Source organism: Pseudonocardia endophytica, assembly GCF_004339565.1.
Classification (GTDB): Bacteria; Actinomycetota; Actinomycetes; order Mycobacteriales; family Pseudonocardiaceae; genus Pseudonocardia; species Pseudonocardia endophytica.
In genome coordinates, this window is record NZ_SMFZ01000002.1 from 1,754,159 (window position 1) to 1,774,159 (window position 20,001).

At 72.8% G+C, this 20,001-nt stretch carries 17 protein-coding genes; 11 read left to right on the forward strand and 6 right to left on the reverse strand.

Annotated features, from left to right (window positions below):
- Positions 1-4 precede the first annotated feature (4 nt).
- Positions 5-1,369 carry an FAD-dependent oxidoreductase gene (locus tag EV378_RS27105; RefSeq protein ID WP_132430223.1) on the forward strand — a complete coding sequence of 455 codons (1,365 nt, stop codon included), beginning with the start codon at positions 5-7 and terminating at the stop codon, positions 1,367-1,369.
- A 110-nt stretch (positions 1,370-1,479) separates the two neighbouring features.
- On the opposite strand, the gene EV378_RS27110 is transcribed toward EV378_RS27105, so the two are convergent.
- Both EV378_RS27110 and EV378_RS27115 read right to left on the reverse strand, forming a co-directional pair.
- Positions 1,480-2,082 (reverse strand): DAK2 domain-containing protein, encoded by a 603-nt coding sequence (locus EV378_RS27110; protein ID WP_132430224.1) that lies wholly within the window; start codon positions 2,080-2,082, stop codon positions 1,480-1,482.
- Positions 2,079-3,086: a dihydroxyacetone kinase subunit DhaK gene (locus EV378_RS27115; protein ID WP_132430225.1), complete on the reverse strand. Its 1,008-nt coding sequence runs from the start codon at positions 3,084-3,086 to the stop codon at positions 2,079-2,081. Before EV378_RS27115 ends, EV378_RS27110 begins: the two co-directional genes overlap by 4 nt.
- Positions 3,087-3,179: 93 nt before the next feature.
- Here EV378_RS27115 and EV378_RS27120 point away from each other — a divergent pair, with 93 nt between their 5' ends.
- Positions 3,180-4,580: an aldehyde dehydrogenase (NADP(+)) gene (locus EV378_RS27120; protein WP_132430226.1), complete on the forward strand. Its 1,401-nt coding sequence runs from the start codon at positions 3,180-3,182 to the stop codon at positions 4,578-4,580.
- 128 nt (positions 4,581-4,708) lie between these two features.
- On the opposite strand, the gene EV378_RS27125 is transcribed toward EV378_RS27120, so the two are convergent.
- Positions 4,709-5,383 (reverse strand): GntR family transcriptional regulator, encoded by a 675-nt coding sequence (locus EV378_RS27125; RefSeq protein WP_132430227.1) that lies wholly within the window; start codon positions 5,381-5,383, stop codon positions 4,709-4,711.
- Positions 5,384-5,518: 135 nt separating this feature from the next.
- Here EV378_RS27125 and EV378_RS27130 point away from each other — a divergent pair, with 135 nt between their 5' ends.
- The 3 genes from EV378_RS27130 to EV378_RS27140 are packed head-to-tail and all read left to right on the forward strand — an operon-like array spanning position 5,519 to position 9,238.
- Complete coding sequence (locus EV378_RS27130; RefSeq protein ID WP_132430228.1) at positions 5,519-6,436, forward strand: dihydrodipicolinate synthase family protein; 918 nt, start codon at positions 5,519-5,521, stop codon at positions 6,434-6,436.
- A 38-nt stretch (positions 6,437-6,474) separates the two neighbouring features.
- Complete coding sequence (locus tag EV378_RS27135) at positions 6,475-7,857, forward strand: FAD-binding oxidoreductase (RefSeq protein WP_132430229.1); 1,383 nt, start codon at positions 6,475-6,477, stop codon at positions 7,855-7,857.
- A 55-nt stretch (positions 7,858-7,912) separates the two neighbouring features.
- The gene (locus tag EV378_RS27140; protein ID WP_132430230.1) at positions 7,913-9,238 is read left to right on the forward strand and encodes an MFS transporter; all 1,326 of its coding nucleotides are present in this window, start codon (positions 7,913-7,915) and stop codon (positions 9,236-9,238) included.
- Between the two features lie 139 nt (positions 9,239-9,377).
- Here EV378_RS27140 and EV378_RS27145 read toward each other — a convergent pair whose 3' ends face one another.
- Entirely contained in the window at positions 9,378-10,409 is a 1,032-nt protein-coding gene (locus tag EV378_RS27145) for an Lrp/AsnC family transcriptional regulator (protein ID WP_132430231.1), read from the reverse strand.
- A gap of 123 nt (positions 10,410-10,532) precedes the next feature.
- Between EV378_RS27145 and EV378_RS27150 the strand changes: the two genes are divergently transcribed.
- From EV378_RS27150 to EV378_RS27165, 4 genes are all read left to right on the forward strand, one after another.
- Positions 10,533-11,738, forward strand: coding sequence for a M20 metallopeptidase family protein (locus EV378_RS27150; protein WP_132430232.1), 1,206 nt, complete (start codon positions 10,533-10,535; stop codon positions 11,736-11,738).
- The gene (locus EV378_RS27155; protein ID WP_132430233.1) at positions 11,735-13,042 is read left to right on the forward strand and encodes an MFS transporter; all 1,308 of its coding nucleotides are present in this window, start codon (positions 11,735-11,737) and stop codon (positions 13,040-13,042) included. The genes EV378_RS27150 and EV378_RS27155 overlap by 4 nt, the downstream gene beginning before the upstream one ends.
- 194 nt (positions 13,043-13,236) lie before the next feature.
- Positions 13,237-13,875 (forward strand): HNH endonuclease signature motif containing protein, encoded by a 639-nt coding sequence (locus EV378_RS27160; protein ID WP_132430234.1) that lies wholly within the window; start codon positions 13,237-13,239, stop codon positions 13,873-13,875.
- Positions 13,876-13,987: 112 nt separating this feature from the next.
- Positions 13,988-16,594: a tetratricopeptide repeat protein gene (locus tag EV378_RS27165; RefSeq protein WP_132430235.1), complete on the forward strand. Its 2,607-nt coding sequence runs from the start codon at positions 13,988-13,990 to the stop codon at positions 16,592-16,594.
- 42 nt (positions 16,595-16,636) lie between these two features.
- Here EV378_RS27165 and EV378_RS27170 read toward each other — a convergent pair whose 3' ends face one another.
- On the reverse strand, positions 16,637-17,848 hold the full coding sequence (locus tag EV378_RS27170) for a cytochrome P450 family protein (protein ID WP_132430236.1): 1,212 nt from the start codon (positions 17,846-17,848) through the stop codon (positions 16,637-16,639).
- Positions 17,849-17,913: 65 nt separating this feature from the next.
- Here EV378_RS27170 and EV378_RS27175 point away from each other — a divergent pair, with 65 nt between their 5' ends.
- Positions 17,914-18,516 carry a TetR/AcrR family transcriptional regulator gene (locus EV378_RS27175; protein WP_132430237.1) on the forward strand — a complete coding sequence of 201 codons (603 nt, stop codon included), beginning with the start codon at positions 17,914-17,916 and terminating at the stop codon, positions 18,514-18,516.
- Positions 18,517-18,557: 41 nt separating this feature from the next.
- A complete protein-coding gene (locus tag EV378_RS27180) occupies positions 18,558-18,977 on the forward strand; it encodes a hypothetical protein (RefSeq protein ID WP_132430238.1) in 420 nt (139 codons plus the stop codon).
- Between the two features lie 4 nt (positions 18,978-18,981).
- Here EV378_RS27180 and EV378_RS27185 read toward each other — a convergent pair whose 3' ends face one another.
- Entirely contained in the window at positions 18,982-19,908 is a 927-nt protein-coding gene (locus EV378_RS27185) for a helix-turn-helix transcriptional regulator (RefSeq protein ID WP_132430239.1), read from the reverse strand.
- Positions 19,909-20,001: the final 93 nt, after the last annotated feature.

Sequence of the window (20,001 nt, forward strand, 5' to 3'; positions counted from 1 at the left end):
GGACATGACCGCAGCCGAACCGATCGATGTGGACGTGCTCGTCGCAGGCGGCGGGTCGGCGGGCGTCGCGGCCGCGTGCGCCGCCGCCGAGGAGGGCGCACGGACGGTGCTGGTCGAGGCGTCCGGCTCGGTCGGCGGCACGCTGGCATGGCAGTACCTGGAGCACGTCGCAGGTTTCCACAGCGTGACCGGTTCCCAGGTCGTCGCGGGCTGGGCCCAACGACTGGTCGACCGTCTGGCGGCGAACGGCGGCTCGCCCGGCCACGTCCGCGACGACGTCGGGTACACGGTCGGACGCACACCCGTCGACCACGGTGAGCTGGCGCTGACCGAGTCCATCATGCTCGACGAGGCGGGTGTCGCGGTGGTGCTCCAGGCGCCGGTCATCGACGTCCGAAGTGGACCTGACGGTCGCGTGGACGAGCTCACGGTGCACACGCGGGACGGCCCGCGCCGGTTCCGGCCCGCCGCCGTCGTGGACACCACCGGCGATGCCGCCGTCGCGGCGCTCGCCGGGGCGCCCATGCAGCCCGACACCGGGGCGACGCAGCCGGTCTCCCTGCTCTTCAAGCTCGGGTCCGTGGACGTCGGAGCCCTGTTCGCCTACCTGCGCGACCATCCCGACGAGCTGCGGCCGGGCAGCGTGGTCGCGGACGACGGTGCCGCGCACGCCAACATCTGGGGCCTGCGCACGTTGCTGGGCGACGGGTACCGGGACGGCCTGCTCAGCCTGCACCGCAGGGAACTCCACCTCGCGGCGTGGCCGCAGCGCCGCGAGGTCGTGGTCAACGTGACCCGGACGCCGGCGAGCGGGCGCAGCGGCGAGGTGCACGCCCGGCTCAGCGCGCAGGTACTGGAGTTCGTGCGGTGGTTCCGGGACCGGGTGCCGGGCTTCGGGGCGTGCCACCTCAGCGCGGTGGCCGACCGGGTGGGGGTCCGTGAATCGCGGAGGGTCCTCGGCGCGTACACCGTGCGGGGTGACGAGGTCCGTGCCGGCGCCTCGTTCGCCGACGCCATCGGGTGCGGCGCGTTCCCGATCGACGTCCACGCCGCGGACAGCCCTACCATGGCGCACACCGACGGCGTCGGGAGCGGCTACGAGATCCCGCTGGGTGCGCTCCTGGTCCCACGGGTCCCGAACCTGCTCGTCGCGGGCCGGTGCCTGTCCAGCGATCACGCGGCCAACGGGACGCTCCGGATCACCGCCGCATGCTTCGCCACCGGGGAGGCGGCCGGCGTGACCGCGGCCATGGCGGCGGTCACGGCCGTCGACCCGGGCGACGTGCCGGTGGGGTTCGTGCAGGGGCGGCTCGCCGGCCGCGGGGCGATCGTCCGGCTGCCCACCTGTCCGGCGGAGGCCACGTCCTGATCGGCGGTCGGGTGTCGATCGCGGCCGTGAGCGGCCCTGATCCGCGCCCGATCGCCGATCATGTTCCGAGGTCGGGCCCGCGGGGAGCCGCGGGCCCGACCAGGCGCGGGTCAGACGAGTGCCGGGACGTCGACGTCCGGCTCGGCGACGGCCGCCGCGGAACGGAACAGCATCGCGATGCCGACGGCCCCGGGGTCGGGTTCGCCGACCGCGCGCTCGCCGACGTAGCTGGCCCGGCCCATGCGGGCGCGCAGCTCGGCCGTGTGCCGGGCGCCGTCGGACGCGGCCCTGGCGGCCGCGGCCAGTCCGGACGGTGCGGCGTCGACGGCGGGGGACAGGGCGTCGACCAGCGTGCGGTCGCCGACCTGCGCCTCGCCGACGCGCTGGATCGCCTCCAGCCCGGCCCGCGCGCCGTCGGCGAACGCCGCGACCGGATCGTCGGAGCCGTCAAGGGCGCGAGCGATCTCGCTGAACAGCAGGCCGAGCAGCGGGCCGCTGGTGCCGCCGACCTCGTCGAGGAACACCGAGCCGAGCGCACCGAACGCGCTGGTGCCGCCCTCGTCGAAGCGTGCGACGGCGGCGCGCAGCCCGCCGCGCAGGTTGTCGCCGAAGTCGCCGTCTCCGCTGCGCTGGTCGAGCTCGGTCAGCGCGGTGTGACCGTCCTCCGCGGACCGCGCGTACGCGCGCAGCACCGCCTCCTGGTCGAACGTCATCGGATCTCCTTGCGGGGGAACGCGGGCGTGTCGGACGGGGCGCTCCACCACGAGAGCCACTCGTCGGTCACGCGGGTGAGCGTCAGCGAGAAACCGGCCATGTCCAGCGCCGGGACGAACGTGCCGACGAGCCGCCCGGCGATCGCCAGGCCGCGGCGCTCCAGCCCGTCGGAGACCAGGTCGTGCAGGCCGTAGAGCTCCAGCCCGGTGGTGCCGCCGAGCCCGTTCACGACGGCCAACACCCGCTCGCCGTCGCCGGGCAGCGCGGCCGTCAGCTCGTCGAGCATGCGGTCGACCAGATCCTCCGTGGACGGCCGGGTGATCGACTTCTGGGCGCGCTCGCCGTGGATGCCGACGCCGTACTCCAGCTCGTAAGGGCCGAGCTCGAACGCCGGCATCCCGGTGTGCGGCGACGTCTGCGCGCGGGCCGCGACGGCGAGGCTGCGCGACGCACCGGCGACCCGCGTGCCGAGCTCGGCCAGCTCGTCCAGGCCGAGACCGGCGTCCGCGGCACCACCCAGGATCTTCTCGACGACGACGGTGGCGCCGGTCCCGCGACGACCGGTGGCCGTCTCGTCGGACTCGGTGGCGAGGTCGTCGTCGACGAGGACGCGCCGGACGTCGACGCCCTCGAACCGCAGCCGCTCCGAGGCGATACCGAAGTTGATCCGGTCGCCGGTGTAGTTCTTCACGACGTGCAGGACGCCGTCCGGACCGGCCGCGGCCCGCGAGGCGCCGAGCACCTGCGCGTTGTGCGGGGAGGCGAACACCTTGCCGGGCGCGACGGCGTCGAGCATCCCGGCGCCGACGAATCCGGCGTGCATCGGCTCGTGACCCGAGCCGCCACCGGACACCAGGCCGACCCGGCGGTCCGGGTGGCGTTGCCGCGCAACGAGATAGGCCGGGGACTCGGACAGCTCGACGAGGTCGGCGTGGGCACGGGCGAACCCGCGCAACGCGGGCGGGACGGGGTCCCCCTCGTGCGGATGGAAGGGCAAGCTCATCAGGTGTTCTCCGGGTGTGGCGATCGTCGGCACGCTAGGATCTGAGCGCTAAAATATCAGAAGCCAGACAGTGTTCACGAGCTGGAGAGTCCTGTGACCGACATCCCGACCACCGTCGACCGGGCGCTGGCCGCGGCGGCGACCGCCGCCAGACCGACGGCCCGCACGTCCGCGGCCGACCGCGCCGGATGGCTGCGCAGCGCCGCGGACGCGCTGGACGCCGCGGCCGCCGACCTGGTCCCGCTCGCGATGAGCGAGTCCCACCTGCCCGAGGCGCGCCTGACCGGTGAGCTGGCGCGCACGACGTTCCAGGCGCGGCTGTTCGCCGACCGGTTGGACCGGGGCCTGCTGCACGACGTCCGGATCGACCACGCCGACCCGGACTGGTCGATGGGCGCGCGGCCCGACATCCGCCGCTCGTCCGTCCCGATCGGGCCGGTACTGGTGTTCGCGGCCAGCAACTTCCCGTTCGCGTTCTCCGTGTTCGGCGGCGACACGGTCTCCGCGCTGGCGGCCGGCTGCCCGGTCGTGGTGAAGGCGCACCCGGGCCACCCGGAGCTGTCCCGCCGCACCGCGTCGCTGATCGGGAAGGCGTTCCCGGAGGGCGTGTTCGGGATGGTCGAGGGCGAGCAGGCGGGCGCGGACGCGGTGCGCGACAGCCGGATCCGCGCGGTCGGCTTCACCGGTTCCACCGGAGGCGGGCGGGCGCTGTTCGACCTGGCCGTCGGCCGTCCGGACCCGATCCCGTTCTACGGCGAGCTCGGCTCGACGAACCCGGTCGTCGTGACCCCGGCGGGGTGGGCCACGCGGGCCGAGGAGATCGCGACCGGGTTCGCGGGCTCGGTGACGCTCGGCTCCGGGCAGTTCTGCACGAAGCCCGGAGTGCTGCTCGTCCCGGACGCCGACGCGTTCCTCGCCGCCGTGCCGGAGCTCTCGGCCGGGCCGATGCTGAACGCGCGCATCGAGTCCGGCTTCCGGTCGACGGCCTGCGAGATGGCGACGGCGGCGACCGTCGTCCGCGGCGACGTCGCGTCCGGCGGACCGGTGCTGTTCCGCGCCGGGGCGGACGACGTGCTCGCCCGTCCGGAGATCCTGGAGCAGGAGGTGTTCGGGCCGGCCGCACTCGTCGTCGAGTACTCCGATGTGGACCAGGCGCTGGCCGTGCTGGACGTCGTCGGCGGGCACCTCACCGGGACCGTGCAGGGCGCGCCGGGCGACCCGGACGCGGCCGAGGTGATCGCGCGTCTCGCCGAGCACGCCGGGCGGGTGCTCTGGAACGGGTGGCCGACCGGCGTCACGGTCAGCGACGCGCAGCACCACGGCGGGCCCTACCCGTCGACGACCGCGCCACTGCACACGTCCGTCGGAACTGCTGCGGCGCAGCGCTTCCTGCGCCCGGTCGCGTACCAGAACCTGCCGGAGGACCTGCTGCCGGCCGAGCTCCGCGACGACGCCACCGGCCCGCGCCGGGTCGACGGCGCCCCGCGCGTCTGACGCCGACCCCGACCGGAACGAACGGCACCTTCGAGCAATGACATTGCTCGAAGGTGCCCCTCGTTAGGGATGGGGGTCGGCGGGGCGCGTAGCGAGGTGCCCCTCGTCGGGGGCGGGGGGCGCGTAGATCAGACGGCGGTCCGGGTCGCGGCGTGGAAGTCCTCCAGCGTGGCGACCCGGACCTCCTCGACGTGCAGGACCGCGTAGCGCTGCGCGGCGTCGGCGTCCCCGTCGATCATCGCGCCGATGATGTCCCGGTGCCGGGCCGCGGCGTCGGCGTTGCGGCCAGGACCGGTGGCGGCCGCGATCCGCAGCCACTCCAGGTACGCCTCGACGCTGTCCCGGATCGCCAGCATCCGGGCGTTGCCGGCGTGCTCGATGATCGAGCGGTGCAGGTTCATGTCCGAGCGGAAGAACGGCTGGAAGTCGCCGCTGGCCATCGCCCGGTCGGCCTGCTCGATCTCGTCTCGGAGCGCGAGCTTCACCTCGGACGGCATCCGGTGGGTCGCCTCGTACGTCGCGTACCCCTCGATCGCCTTGCGCAGCCCGCACATCTCGTCGATGTCGGTGTCCGTGATGTGCGCGACGTAGGTGCCCGACCGCGGCCGCGTGACGAGCAGCTGGTCGCGCTCGAGGCGGCTGATCGCCTCGCGCATCGGCGTCTTCGATACGCCCATGGACTCGGCCAGCGCCGTCACGTCGACGCGTTCGCCCTGCTCCAGACGCCCGTTGGTGATCTCCTCGCGCAGGATGCGGTAGATCCGGTCCGGCAAGGACTCCGTGACGAGACGCGACACCGTCATTCCGTCGACCTCCGCTCACGGCACGTCACTGCGATCTGAAGTATTGCACGCCACCTGTCCGGTCTGTTACACATCCCGTCGACCAGATCTGAAGTTTCAGATCTCAGTGAGGCCAGCCTTCGAGGGAGAAGCCCCGTGTCGAGTTCGCCCGACCCCCGGTTCACCGGGATCATCGCAACCGTCGTGACCCCGTTCGACGAGAACGGCGAGATCGTCGAGGAGAAGCTCCGGGCCGAGGTCCGGTACCTGTTGAGCGCGAACATCTCCGGGCTCTGCGCCTGCGGCACGACCGGCGAGGGCAACGCGCTGTCGGCCGGGGAGAGCGCGACGGTCTGCGCGATCGTCGTCGACGAGGTGGCCGGGCGGCTCCCGGTCGTCGGCGGCATCATCCAGAACTCGACGCACTCGGTGATCCGCTACGCCCACGCGCTCAAGGCCGCGGGCGTCGACGCGCTGCAGGTCACGCCGGTGCACTACCTCTGGGCGCCGAGCCCGGACTCGACGGTGGAGTACTACCGCGAGATCGGTGAGGCGGCCGACCTGCCGATCATCATCTACAACGTCGTCCCCTGGGCGCTCGTCGAGCCCGACGTCGTCTCGCGCCTGGCCGACCTGCCGCACGTCGTCGGCATCAAGCAGTCCGGCGGCGACATGCACAAGCTCGCCGACCTCGTGATGACGGTGTCGGACAGGATCAACGTGCTCGCCGCCGTCGACGACCTGCACCTGCCGGCGTTCGTGCTCGGCGCGCAGGGTGCGCTGGCGGCGATCCCGACCGTGACCCCGTTCCTGTCCACCGCGCTGTGGGACGCTGTGGCCGACGGTGACCTGGCGCTGGCCACGAAGCTGCACGAGCAGATCCTCCCGATCTGGCGCGCGATCGACGGCCCGAACCAGCCGTCGACGATCAAGGAGGCGCTCCGCCTGCAGGGCCGCGACGGGGGTCTGCCCCGACGTCCGGTCGACCCGGTGAGCCCGGAGGCCAGCGCGAAGCTGGCCGCCGCGCTCGACGCCGCGGGGCTGCTCGCCCCGGGTGTGCAGCCGGCCTCCTGATCCGGCCCCGGTCACCGTCTTCCAGCGAAGGAGCTCCCGTGACCACGTCTCTCGATCGGACGGCCGCCGACCTGCGTGCCGTCCTCCCGCCGGCGTCCGTGATCACCGATCCGGACGTGCTGGCGGCGCACAGCAACGACCACGCGTCGTTGTGCGCCACCGGGATCCCGGTCGCCCTGGTGCGGCCACGGTCGACCGACGAGGTCGCCGCGGTGCTCCGGTACGCCGACTCGCACCGGGTCCCGGTCGTCCCGCAGGGCGCCCGGTCCGGGCTGTCCGGCGGCGCGAACGCGGTCGACGGTTCGATCCTGCTCTCGCTGGAGCGCATGAACGAGATCCTCGAGATCGACGCGGAGAACCAGATCGCACGGGTGGAACCCGGCGTGATCAACGCGGACTTCTCCCGCGCGGTCGCCGGGCGGGGGCTGTTCTACCCGCCGGACCCGTCGTCGTGGGAGATGTCGACGATCGGCGGGAACGTCGCGACGAACGCGGGCGGCCTGTGCTGCGTGAAGTACGGCGTGACGGCGGACTGGATCCGCGGTCTCGAGGTCGTGCTGGCCGACGGCCAGGTGCTGCGGACCGGCCGCGACACGGCCAAGGGCGTCGCCGGCTACGACCTCACGCGCCTGTTCGTCGGGTCCGAGGGCACGCTCGGCGTGGTCACCGGCATCACCACCGCGCTCCGCCCGGCCGCGCAGGCACCGCGCACGGCGATCGCGTTCTTCGGCGACATCGACACCGCGTGCGCCACGGTCACCGACGTGATGACGTCCGGCGTGCGCCCGTCGCTGCTGGAGCTGATCGACCCGGTCGGACTGGCCGAGGTCCGCAAGCACCGCGACTTCGGCTTCCCGCCCGGGACCGACACGGTGCTGCTGGTCCAGGCCGACGGGTCGGACGACGATGGCGTGATCGACGCCTTCACCACCGCCGCCGCACGGAACGGCGGCGAGTCCATGGTCGCCGACGGCGTGCAGGAGGGACGGCTGTTCCTCGCCGCCCGCCGCTCGATCGGGCTCGCGCTGGAGAAGCTCGGCTCCCTGCTCAACGACGACGTGTGCGTCCCCCGCACCCGCCTGCGCGAGCTCGTGCGCGGTGTCGGGGAGATCGGCACCCGCTACGGGGTCACGATCGCCTGCACCGGCCACGCGGGCGACGGCAACATGCACCCCACGATCGTCTTCGACGCGGCCGACGCCGACCAGACCCGTCGCGCGCAGGAGGCCTTCGAGGCCGTGATGGCACTCGGCCTGCGTCTCGGCGGCACGATCACCGGCGAGCACGGCGTCGGCGTGCTCAAGGCCGGCTGGCTCGAGCGAGAGCTGGGCCCGGTCGGGCTCGGCGTGCACCGGACGCTCAAGTCCGCGCTCGACCCGAACCGCATCCTCAACCCGGGAAAGGTCCTCCGGGAGTTCTGACCCCCTCTCCACGGTGCGGCCACGGTGGCCGTCTGTCCTTTCTGGAGTCATCCACATGGCACTGAAGCCATCCGGCCCCACCACGCTCACGGTGCGGCCGACCCGGGTCCGCTACCGGATGCTGGGCCTCGTCCTGATCGTCACGGCGATCAACTACCTGGATCGCACGGTCCTGTCGATCGCGATGCCCAGCATCCGGACGGAGTTCGGGCTCACCGGTACCGAGGCCGGTCTGATCCTGTCCGCGTTCTCCTGGGCCTACGTGCTCTGCCAGATCCCCGGCGGCTGGCTGCTCGACCGCTACGGCGCGCGGATCGTCTACGGGATCTCGATCCTGTCCTGGTCGATCGCCACCGGCGCGATGGCGCTGGCCGGCGGGTTCGCCGGCCTGTTCGGGCTGCGGATCGCGCTCGGTGTGGCCGAGGCGCCGTCGTTCCCGGCGAACAACAAGCTGGTCACCGCGTGGTTCCCGTCGAGCGAGCGGGCGCGGGCGACCGCGGTCTACAACTCCGGCAACTTCATCGGCCTTGCGCTGTTCATGCCGGTGCTGGCCTGGCTCGTCGCGACCTACACGTGGCACGTCGTCTTCCTCCTCACCGGACTCGTCGGCGTCGTGATCTCCGCGCTGTGGTTCCGCTTCGCGCGCAACAAGCCCGCCGACCACCCCGGTGTCAACGCTGCCGAGACCGAGCTGACCGCGGCCGACGCCGCCCCGCAGCAGCCGCGCCGCGCGACCTGGCAGGACCTGCGCTACCTGCTGCGCAAGCGCCGGATGCTCGGCATGTACCTGGCGCAGTTCTGCACGAACGGCGTCATGTGGTTCTTCCTCACCTGGTTCCCGACCTACCTGGTCCAGGAGAAGGGCATGTCGTTCGTCAAGGCCGGCTTCCTGGCGTCGCTGCCGTACCTGGCCGCGCTGGTCGGCGTGCTGTTCAGCGGCACGCTGTCCGACTGGCTGCTCCGCAGCGGCCGCTCGCGGACGTTCGCCCGCAAGCTGCCGATGATGATCGGGTTCGCCGGCTCGTCGCTGATCATCCTGGCGAACTACACGGACGCGCCAGGCCTGGTGATCACCGTGATGGCGGTGGCGTTCTTCGCGCAGGGCATGAGCGCGATCGGCTGGACGCTGGCCTCCGAGGTCGCGCCGGTGCGGATGATGGGCCTGTCCGGCGGCGTGTTCGGGTTCTTCACGAACCTGGGCGGCGCGATCGTCCCGATCGTCATCGGGATCATCCTGGACGCCACCGGCTCGTTCAACGGCGCGCTGGTGTTCGTCGGTGCCCTCGGTGCGCTGGGCTTCCTGGCGTTCCTGGTGATCATCGACCGGGTCGAGCGCCTGGACCCGGACCGTCCGTCCACCGCGGAACCCGCACGCTCCTGACCGCCTGCCGGCCCGGTACCTCCCCGCGGGGTACCGGGCCGTTCGGCTGCGCGAGCGATCCGCACCCGGCGACGAGGCCGACGCCGCGCGTGCCGAAGCCGAGGCGACCGCGTCCCGGCTGGGGAGGCCGCTGCGGTAGTCAGCCCGGGAACAGCGGGACGGTCCGGCCGGTGCTCCGGCCGTCCGGGTGCAGAAGCCAGCCCATGCGCTTGCGGGTCCGCAGGATCACCGACGTGTCGACGATCTCGGCGACCGGCAGGGCGTGCTCGAGCTGCGACTGCAGCGCGACGAGCTCGGGCAACGTGTGCGTCCACGCGGTCACGAGGAAGTTCGCCGGCCCGGTGAGCGACAGGCACAGCCGGACCCGTTGGTCGGCGCGGACCCGTTGCACCGCATCGCCGACGTCGGCGGTGGGGAGCCGGATCCACCACGTCACGCAGATCGGCCAGCGGGTCAGCAGCTGCGCGACCTCGCACCGGAAGACCAGCTTCTCGGACCTCACGAGCGTCGAGAGCTGCCGACGGACCGTCGACGCCGGGCGTCCGAGACGGGCCGCGACCTCGGCCGCGCCCGCCCGTCCGTCGGCGCCGAGCTCCCGGACGATCGGCCCGTACACGTCGCCGAACAGGTCGACCGCTACAGGGGCGCGGGGCGAATCGGCCTGCCGCAGGGAGCGGACGGCGTCGGCCTGGCCCCCGTCGAGCGCGTCCAGCCGCCACCGGCTGCCCTCGACGTGCACGCCCGCGGCGAGGTGCGTGCGGGTGGACGCCACGCCCGGTACCCGGCCGAGGTGGTCGAGCACCAGCGCGGACAGGGCGTGGAACGAGCGTGCGTTGACCGTGAGCAGCAGGTCCCGCCCGCGGGCTGCGTGCTCGATCGTCATCACCGACGGCTCCGAGTCGAGCGCCGCGGCCACCTCGTCGAGACGTCCGGGCGCGCAGTCCACCTCGACGAGCGCGACCTGCATCGACTCCGCCCCGACGACCGGGTAGCTCGTCACCCACGCGTAGCCCGCGTCGCGCAGCCGCTGCCATCGGCGGGCCAGGGTGACCGGCGCCGCGTCGAGCACCGGGGCGAGTCCGGACCAGCTCGCCCGCGGATGCACCTGCAGGGCATGGACGAGCGCCATGTCGTCCTCGGACAGGTGATCGCGAACGTTCTCGTCGGTCATAGCGCCGTCTCAGATCGGATCGGTCGATTCTACGGTCCGTGCCGAGCGGGTACGGAGACTGACCGGCAGCGCCGAGGCACCGTGACCCCGGTCGCACCGAGCCGATGGGGGCGAGGAAGCCGCATGGATCTCCACGACGACGCCCGGTCGCTGCAGCCGGATCTGGCTGCGCTGCGACGCGACCTGCACCGCGAGCCCGAAGTGGGCCTGGAACTGCCGCGGACCCGGGACCGGGTGCTCACCGCACTGCAGGGACTGCCGCTCGAGGTGTCCACCGGGACCGCGACGACGTCGGTCACCGCCATCCTCCGCGGTGGCGCCGCCCGCGAGGCGGACGGACCGGTCGTCCTGCTCCGCGGGGACATGGACGGTCTCCCGGTCGACGAGGCGTCCGGTGAGGACTTCGCCGCGGGGACCGGCACCATGCACGCCTGTGGGCACGACCTGCACACCAGCGCGCTCGTCGGTGCGGCGCAGCTGCTCAGCGCGCACCGCGACCGGCTGGCTGGCGACGTCGCGTTCATGTTCCAGCCCGGCGAGGAGGGCTTCGACGGCGCCGGCCGGATGATCGACGAGGGCGTCCTGGAGGCGGCCGGTCGCCGCGCCGACCACGCCTATGCGTTGCACGTGTTCTCCAACCGGATCCCGCGCGGCGTCGTGACGACCCGGCCCGGCGTGTTCCTGTCCGCGTCGCACGGGCTGGACGTCACCGTCCGCGGGGCGGGCGGTCACGGCTCGAACCCGCACACCGCCCGCGACCCGATCGCGGCCGCCGCCGAGATGATCATCGCGCTGCAGACGATGGTGACCCGGCGCTTCGACGTGTTCGACCCGGTGATCCTCACCGTCGGCGTCGTCAGCGCGGGGACGCGGCGCAACGTCATCCCGGACACCGCCCGGTTCGAGGCGACCGTCCGCTCGTTCTCCGACGCGCACGCGGCGCTGCTGCCGCGGCTGGTCCGTGAGGTGTGCGACGGCGTCGCCGCGGCGCACGGCGTCCAGGTCGACGTCGAATGGCGCGACGAGTACCCGCGCACCGTCAACGACGCCGACGAGGCCGCGTTCGCGGCGGGCGTGACCTCGGAGCTGCTCGGCGAGGAGCGGTTCGCTCTCGCGCCGGACCCGGTCAGCGGATCGGAGGACTTCTCGAAGGTGCTGGCCGCGATTCCGGGCGCGTTCCTGGGGATGGGTGCGTGTCCGCCCGACACCGATCCGTCGCGGGCGCCGATGAACCACTCGTCGCGCGCCCGCTTCGACGACGACGTCCTCGGCGACGCCGCCGCCCTCTACGCCGCGCTCGCCGCGTCGCGTCTGGTGGGCGCGCGATGAGCGCCGTGGAGGGCGCCGCCGCGCCGACCGGAACCCGCGCCGACCGCCGTCGCACCATCCTCGGGATCGGCTCCGGCAACGCGATGGAGTGGTTCGACTGGAACGTCTACGCCACGTTCTCCGCGTTCTTCGCGCCGCAGTTCTTCGCGGGCGGCAGCACCGGCTCCGCGCTGCTCAAGACGCTGGCCGTGTTCGCCGTCGGGTTCCTCGCCCGGCCGTTCGGCGGGTTCGTGTTCGGCTGGGTCGCCGACCGGAGGGGCCGGAAGGCGTCGATGGCGCTCTGCGTCGCGACGGCGGCCGTGGGCAGCCTGGTGATCGGTCTCGTCCCGACGTACGCGACGATCGGGCTCGCCGCACCGCTGGTGCTGCTGATCGCCCGTCTCGCACAGGGGCTCGCGCACGGCGGGGAGCTGCCCGCGGCGCAGACGTACCTGGCGGAGATGGCGCCGCGGGAGAGGCGCGGGCTCTGGTCGAGCCTCATCTACTTCTCGGGGACGTTCGGCATCCTGGTCGGCACCGTGCTCGGCGCGGTCCTGTCCAGTGTTCTGACCACGGAGCAGATGGCGTCGTTCGGTTGGCGCGTGCCGTTCGTCCTGGGTGGACTGTTCGGCCTCTACGCGCTGGTCATGCGCCTGCGGATGCGCGAATCCGACACCTACTCCGACGACGCGGCCACCCGGACCGCGGAGTCCGGGCCGTCGTTGTGGCGCCAGGTCGTCGCCCGTCCGAAGGCGCTGGCGCAGGTGGTGTTCGTGACGTGCGGGCTGACCGTCGTCTACTACGTCTGGTCGGTCGCGGCGCCCGCGTACGCGATCTCCTCCCGCGGGGTCGATCCGTCGGCGTCGCTGTGGGCCGGAGCGGGGGCGCTGGCGATCTTCATGCTGGTGCTGCCGGCGTGGGGAGCGGTGTCGGACAGGTTCGGACGACGGCGGACGCTGCTCGTCCCCGGCGCGCTCCTGGTCCTGCTGATCTTCCCGTTGGACGCGATGATCCACGACGGATGGTCGCTGTTCGTCGCGATGGCGATCGCCCTGGTACTCGTCGGGTCGGCGTGTGCCGTGGGGCCCGCGCTCTACGCCGAGATGTTCCCGACGGGCATCCGCGCCGCAGGGCTGGGCGTGCCGTACTCCCTGGCCGTGGCCCTGTTCGGTGGCACGGCTCCGTACCTGCAGACGCTGTTCTCGGAGATCGGACGACCGGGACTGTTCCTCGGCTACACGATCGTTCTGCTCCTGATCTCCGGTGTGACCGTGTACCTGTTGCCGGAGACGAAGGGGATCGACCTGGCGACGGCGGGGCAGTAGGCGCGTTGGTCGACGGCCGGAATCTCGTGCCGTGATCGGCGACGGTGGGTGGTACGGCGTCTGTCGACGGGCCGCATCCCGGTGCCGTGATCGGCAACTGCGTCCGGTTCGTGGCGGGATCTCACCCCGAACCGGACTGAACCGCTGATCACGGTTCGGGTGGGCGGATCTCGGGGCGGTTCGACGACGCCGCGATGTTCGACGCCGTCGCCACTGCCCTCGATGCCGTCTCCGCACCCCGCGACTCGCTGGATCAGCGTGCCGCGGTCGAGCGGCAGGCCGAGGCGTTGGGCGAGTTATGCGCATTCGCTCTCGATCACGCGTCGTCCGCTGTGGTGCCGGAGACCGGTGGCCGGCGTCCGGTGATCAGTGTTCTGATCACCCTGAAGGACCTGCAGGACCGGGCCAGGGCCGCTGTGCTGGACTTCGGCGGCACCATCACCCCCGGATCGCTGCGGATGCTGGCCTGCGACGCCGGGATCGTGCCGGTCGTCATGAACGGCGCCGGGCAGCCCCTCGACGTCGGGCGGGTCCGGCGCACCATCCCCGACGGGCTCCGCCGCGCGGTCACCGCACGAGACCGCGGGTGTGCCCACCCCGGCTGTGAGCGGCCGCCGAGCTGGTGCGAAATCCACCACGTCACCCCCTGGGAACACGGCGGCCAGACCACGCTGGGGAACCTGGTGATGCTGTGCAAGATCCATCACCGACAGATCCACCACACCGACTGGCTGGTCCGCATCCGCGACGGACTACCCGAGTTCGTCCCTCCACGATGGATCGACCCCGAACAACGACCACGCCGACAACCCGCGCTCGTCGACGTCGCCTGACGATTCGCACGCGGAACGGATTCTCGTCCAATTTGGCGATGGATCCTCGCGCGGTCTGCCTCAGCCTGGTCGGACCGGCGACGACGGCCACGAGCGACGGAGGTCCGGCACGATGCGTGCCATCGACACGGCCCGTAGGAGGACGGACCGGAACGACGAGGTGGACCTGCCGCGTCCCGGTCGATGGGCGTTGCTGGCCCTGCTGCTCGCGGGACTGGCCATCGCCGACCTGGTGGCGCTCCATCGGCAGGGATCGGGTCTCGTCCTCGAGATCGTGAACACGACGTTGGGACACAACGGGGTCCGGCTCGGATCGGCCGCCCTGTTGGGCGTCGGCGCCGTGTGGGCGGCACGGCGGTCGCTCTACGCGGTGATGGCGCGCAGGCCCGGCGCCGTCGAGGTCCGGCCGTTCACCGCGCAGGACGCGGACTCGGAACGGCATGCGGACCAGGTCACCGCGCTGTTCCGCCGCGAACTGAGTGCCCTGAGCCTCAGCGCACCGACGCCAGTGCCGGGAGCCGCCAACCCGCACACCGTCATCCAGGCGTTCCACACCGCATCCGGGTCGGCGACGACGTGGGTCGAGGCGATCCCGGGTGTGCTCGGCTGGCTGCAGGTGACCACCGGATACGAGGTGTCCGCCGAGCTGCAGCAGCACTCCGGCCCGCTCGGTCACGCACTCGTCGTCCAGGTGCAGGCCCAGCCCTCCGGTCCGGTGCGCAGGGTCACCGTGCGCGGGGCGAGCCGCGAGGACGTCGCCCGGAGGGCCGCCGACGTGGCGGGCGCCTACGTCCTGACCCGGACCGGGCTGTGCCGGCGCGGTCCCTGGTCGGCGTGGCGGGGACGGAAGCTGAACCCCGAGCTCCTGCGGGCCCACCAGGACGGGCACGAGTACGTCCGGCAGCGCCGCTACGAGGAGGCGCTGGACCGCTTCTACCGGGCACTCGAGCTGGACCCGCGGAACGCGCCGATCCGCATCGAGGTCTGCCAGCTCCTGGAGAAGCTCGGGAACTATCTCGGGGCGCTGGTCGGGTACGTCGACCTGATCCGTGCGGAGTCGGAGCGCGTCGACCGGCGGCTCCGGGAGCGGCTCGCCGACGGCCCCGATCCGGACGAGGCGCCGGCGCCCCGTCGACCGCGGCCGTCCTGGTCCCGGCGGCGCGACGGCCTGGAGATCTTGATGATCGCCCGGTACCGGTTGGTCTGCGCGCTGGTCAACGGCGACCGGGTGATCGATGAGTGGACACGCGTCGTCGAAGAACCTGACGAGATCAACACCATCCGCAGGCGCGAGCGGAAGGAGTTCCGCGAGCGGCTGTCGTTCTTCCTGGAGCCGCACTACCAGCGGTTCCTCGGTGCGTCGCCCGGCGGCACCGACCCGTCGACGTACGCGGCCCTGTTGGATCTCCGGGACGCGGACCGGCGCGCGAGGATCCTCTCCCGCCTGCTCCGGTACGTGGCGACGGTCGAGGCGGGCGACCTCGCCCGCGACTACGCCTGGTCCCGGGGCCGCCGGGTACCGGGCATGCCGATCAGCGAGACCTCGCTCGACGTGTTGCGGGTCTGGGCGCCCCTGCACCTGCTGATGGTCAGCGACGGGCAACCGCCGCTGACCACGGACGGTGATCGTCTCCGCGATCTGGTGGGGTCGGCGTGGCCGCCGGCCGATCTCCGGGCGATCGAGGCGAGGCTCCTGGCCGCGCTCGAGTGGAACCCGTTGGTGCGCAGCGGATGGCAGGACAACTACAACGTCGCGGCCGCGTTCGCCGTCCTGCTGCTGCGCCGCCCCCACGAGGCCGGGGCCGTCCGGTCGAGCGGGCACACGGCCGTCGACGCGGACGCGGCGACCCGCGCCGTCCGCTACCTGGAGCGGGCGGTGAGCCGCTCGTCGCCCGCCGTACTGGCCGAGTACGAGGAGTGGGTGTCGGCCGGCGACCAGGACCTGAACGGCCTGCGCGGGACACGGCAGTACGTCGAGTTCCTGGAGCGGACGTTCCCCGGGCGGGAGCGCTGGGAGCGCCGGCCGTACGACCTGCTGACGTACCTGATGTCGACCCATCTCCTCGCACTGCTGCGGGACTTCGCGCGGCACCGGGCCGACACGCCGTCGAACCCGGGGTGGACGGAGGACCTCGACGACGTCCGCCTGCTGCACGGGTACAGCACCGACCACGCGGACTGGCGGACGCGGCTGCCGGTGATCCGGGCGACGTCCGACGCGGGCACGGCACCGGACCGCGCGCCTGCGACGTTCCCCCGCTTCGCCGACGATCCGGGTCTGCACTCCCGCGTACGAGGGGCGAGCGAAGCGGACGGCGTCGACGTCTACTACGAGAACCTCACCGGGCTCCGGCACTCCTACTGGAAGGGCATGGCGGGCGCGTCCCTGCGCCTGATCGACGCGACGGACGAGCGGGCCAGGGCCTACGACCCGCCTGCCCGGTGGCGGGACTCGCTCGCCGAGACGTGGCGCGCGGTGCAGGAACTCTGCGCCGCCGCGTTGCGCAACGACCCGGGTGCGGCCGACTCCTGGAAGCGTGAGCTCGACCGGATCGTCGACGAACGGATCGCGATGCTGGGGGCCGATCCGCCGCCCGGCACCGGGCGGTGGGTGCCGATACGGGCCGGGAGCCGGGTGAGCCCGTGGATCAACGTGCTCGCGCGGCACACGTCGGGGCCGCCGCCCGCCGGCCGCGCCAACGGCGCGACGTCGACGTGACGACAGCCGGCCCGGGTCGGCGGGATGCGCCGCGACGTCCGGTCAGATCCGGACCGGGAGCCGGGTGAGCCCGTGGATCAACGTGCTCATGCGGAACGAGCCGGGCTCGCCGTCGAGCGCGATGTCCGGGAAGCGGTCGAGCAGCGTGCGGAACGCGATCTCGCCCTCCAGCCGGGCGAGTGGGGCGCCCAGGCAGTGGTGGATGCCGTAGCCGAAGGCGAGGTGCCCGGACGCGTCGCGTTCGACGTCGAGCTGCTCGGCGTCGGCGTAGCGGTCCGGGTCGTGGTTCGCCCCGATCAGCGAGACGAGCACGAACTCGCCCTTCGGGATCGTCGTGCCCGCGATCTCGACCGGCTCCGTGGTGAACCGGAACGTCGCGAGGTTGACCGGCCCGTCGTAGCGCAGGAACTCCTCCACGGCGCCCGGGATCAGGTCGGGGTCCGCGCGCAGCCGGGCCATCTGGTCGGGGTGGCGCAGCAGCGCGAGCATGCCGTTGCCGATCAGGTTGACCGTCGTCTCGTGTCCGGCGACGAGCAGCAGGAACGCCATCGCCGTCGTCTCGCCCGGGCTGAGCGTGTCGCCGTCCTCGGAGGCACGGACGATGTCGGAGAGCATGTCGTCGCCGGGGTTCGCGGCCTTGTCCGCGACGAGCTGGGACAGGAACTGCGCCATCGCCCCGGCCGCGGCCCCGCGCTCCTCGTCGGACGCACCGGAGAGCAGCGTGTTCGACCAGTCCCGGAACTCCTCGCGCCGCTCCTGCGGGACGCCGAGGATCTCGCAGATCACGGTCATCGGGAGCGGGAACGCAAACTCGTCGAGCAGGTCGACCGACGGGCCCGCCGCGGCCATCGAGTCGGCGAGCTCGCCGGCCAGCTGCTCGATCCGCGGCCGCAGCCGGGCGATGGCGCGCATGGTGAACGCCTTGCCGACGAGCTTGCGCAGGCGCGTGTGGTCCGGCGGGTCGGCGTTGAGCATGTGCGCCACCAGCGACTCGGCGAACGCCCGCGGCGGCGGTGCGTCGTCGCCGCTCCGGGCGATGACCTCCGGGATCCGCGCCGCGTCCTTGGACAGCCGCGGGTCGTTCAGCGCTGGCCGGGCGTCGTCGTACCGGCTGACGATCCAGAACGTCATGCCGGTCGGCGCGACGGCCCTGGCCACCGGCCGGTCGACGCGCAGCTCACGGTAGAGCGCCTCGGGGTCGTCGAAGAACGTCTCGTCGAGGACGATCGGCCTGCTGTCCTGATCGATGGTCATGGTCCGCTCCTACTCGCTCGCCGCTCCTGCTCCCAGAATTGCACGCGTCGTGCAAAAATGCACGGATGAGGAAAGGTCCGTCGGCCCGGGAGCGCAACCGGCGCTCGATCCTGGACGCGGCCTACGACGTGTTGCGTGCCGATCCCGATGCCACCCTCGACGACGTCGCGGCCCGCGCGGGCGTCGTGCGTCGCACGCTCTACGGGCATTTCGCCGGACGCCAGGAGCTCGTCGCCGAGCTGGTGCGGACGGCCGCGGCGGACTTCCGGGAGCGGGTGGGCGACGTCCTGCCGGACAGCCCGGACCCGGCCGCCGAGCTGGCCGCGGCCGTCATGCGGACCTGGGGGACGGCCCGCCGCTACGGCCCGCTCGTCACGTTGGCCCGCCGCACGATGGACGACGAGGTGCGGGCCGCGATGGCGCCGTTCTCCGCGGTCATGGCGCAGCTGGTCGGGCGCGGCCAGGAGCTCGGCGTGTTCGCCACGCACACGGACGCCCGGATGCTGTCCGAGGTGCTGGAGGGCGGGTCGGCCGCCTACCTGCGGGCCGCAGAGCACGGGCGCTGGGACGGCGACGAGTCCGACGTCGCGTTCGGGCACCTGATCACGCTGGGCCTGCGTCGCGACGACGCCCGCGCCGCGGTCGATCGGGCCCGTGGAGGGGTGTAGCGTCCCGATAAAGTTGAACGTTCATCTGGTCGGAGGCTCCCATGGCCAACCTGTCCCACCTGCCCACCCGCCTGGTCACGGGCGCGTTCATCCTCAACTCGGGGCTGACCAAGTGGAAGGCCGACGAGCAGACCGCGGCGGGGGTGCACGGCATGGCGTCGGGAACCTATCCGTTCCTGGCGTCGATCGAGCCGCCGACGTTCCTCAAGGTGCTCGCCGGCGCCGAGATCGGGCTGGGCGCCGCACTGTTGGCGCCGGTCGTGCCGCCCGCCGTGGCCGGTGCGGGGCTGACCGGGTTCGCCGCGGGCCTGCTCGGTCTCTACGCCCGCACGCCGGGCATGCGGAACGGGATCCGCCCGACGCAGCAGGGCACCCCGATCGCCAAGGACGTGTGGCTGCTCGGGATCGGCGTCGGCCTCGTCATCGACGGGCTGGCGGCGCGCCGCCGCTCGCGGAGGTGACGCGTCAGGCGCGGTTCCGGCGGTAGTCGCTGGGGGACAGGCCGAAGCGGCGTCGGAAGGCCTTCTCCAGCGCGTCGATCGAGTGGAACCCGCTGGCACCCGCCACGGCCGTGACCGTCCGATCAGGACTGTCCAGGAGAGAGCGTGCGCGGTCCAGACGTGCCTCCCGGATCAGCGCGCTCGGCGTGGTCCCCGCACGGTGCAGCACGGCCTGCACCTGGCGCAGCGACCATCCGACGTGCCGTGCCACGTCGGCCCCGGTCAGCTCCGGGTCCGACGCGTGGTGGCGCACGACGAGCCGGATCCGGTCGACGAGACCGTGCTCCGGCACCGCGGAGCGGTCCTCGCCGAGCAGGCGGGCGAGCTCGGCGGCCTGCCCGCAGACGGTGTCGAAGGCGAGGCCGGTCAGGTGGTCGCGGTCGTGCACGAGCGTGGTGAGCATCAGCGCGAGCACCCGGCCGGGACCGCGCTCGAGCGACAGGCGGTGGTGACGGCCGGCGGCGGCCGACCGGTCGTCGAACTCGCTGCGCGGCAACGTCGCGACGAGCCCTCGGCTGCCCGGCGGGAGTCGCAGCGCGAACGGCTCGCCGGGCGCGAACAGGACGCCCGCGGCCGGGGTGAGGCGGGCGTCGTCGCGCTCCGTCCGCAGGTCCGCCGACCCGGCCAGCGGGAACAGCAGCCGGTACTCCTCCTCGACGCCCGCGCGGATCTGCGCACGCGTGCGGCTGATCGTCTGCTCCTGCTCGATGTGCCACGTGACCAGCTGGAACCGCGACGAGCGCTGGCGGGTGGCGCGCGCGTGGAAGTACTCGGGGCTCGGGTAGCCGTAGGCGTGCGTGCCCTGGAACGTCGTGACGGTCTCGCTCCAGAGCTCGGTGCGGTGGGCGGCCGGCACCCGGCGGGTCGAGACGGTCTGCACGTCGTAGGTCATCCCCGGGCGTCCTTGCCGTGGTGGGACGGGACGTTCGCAGGCTACTGAGCCTCCCGGCCGGGTACCAGCGTCTGCGCGCTGGTCAGGATGCCC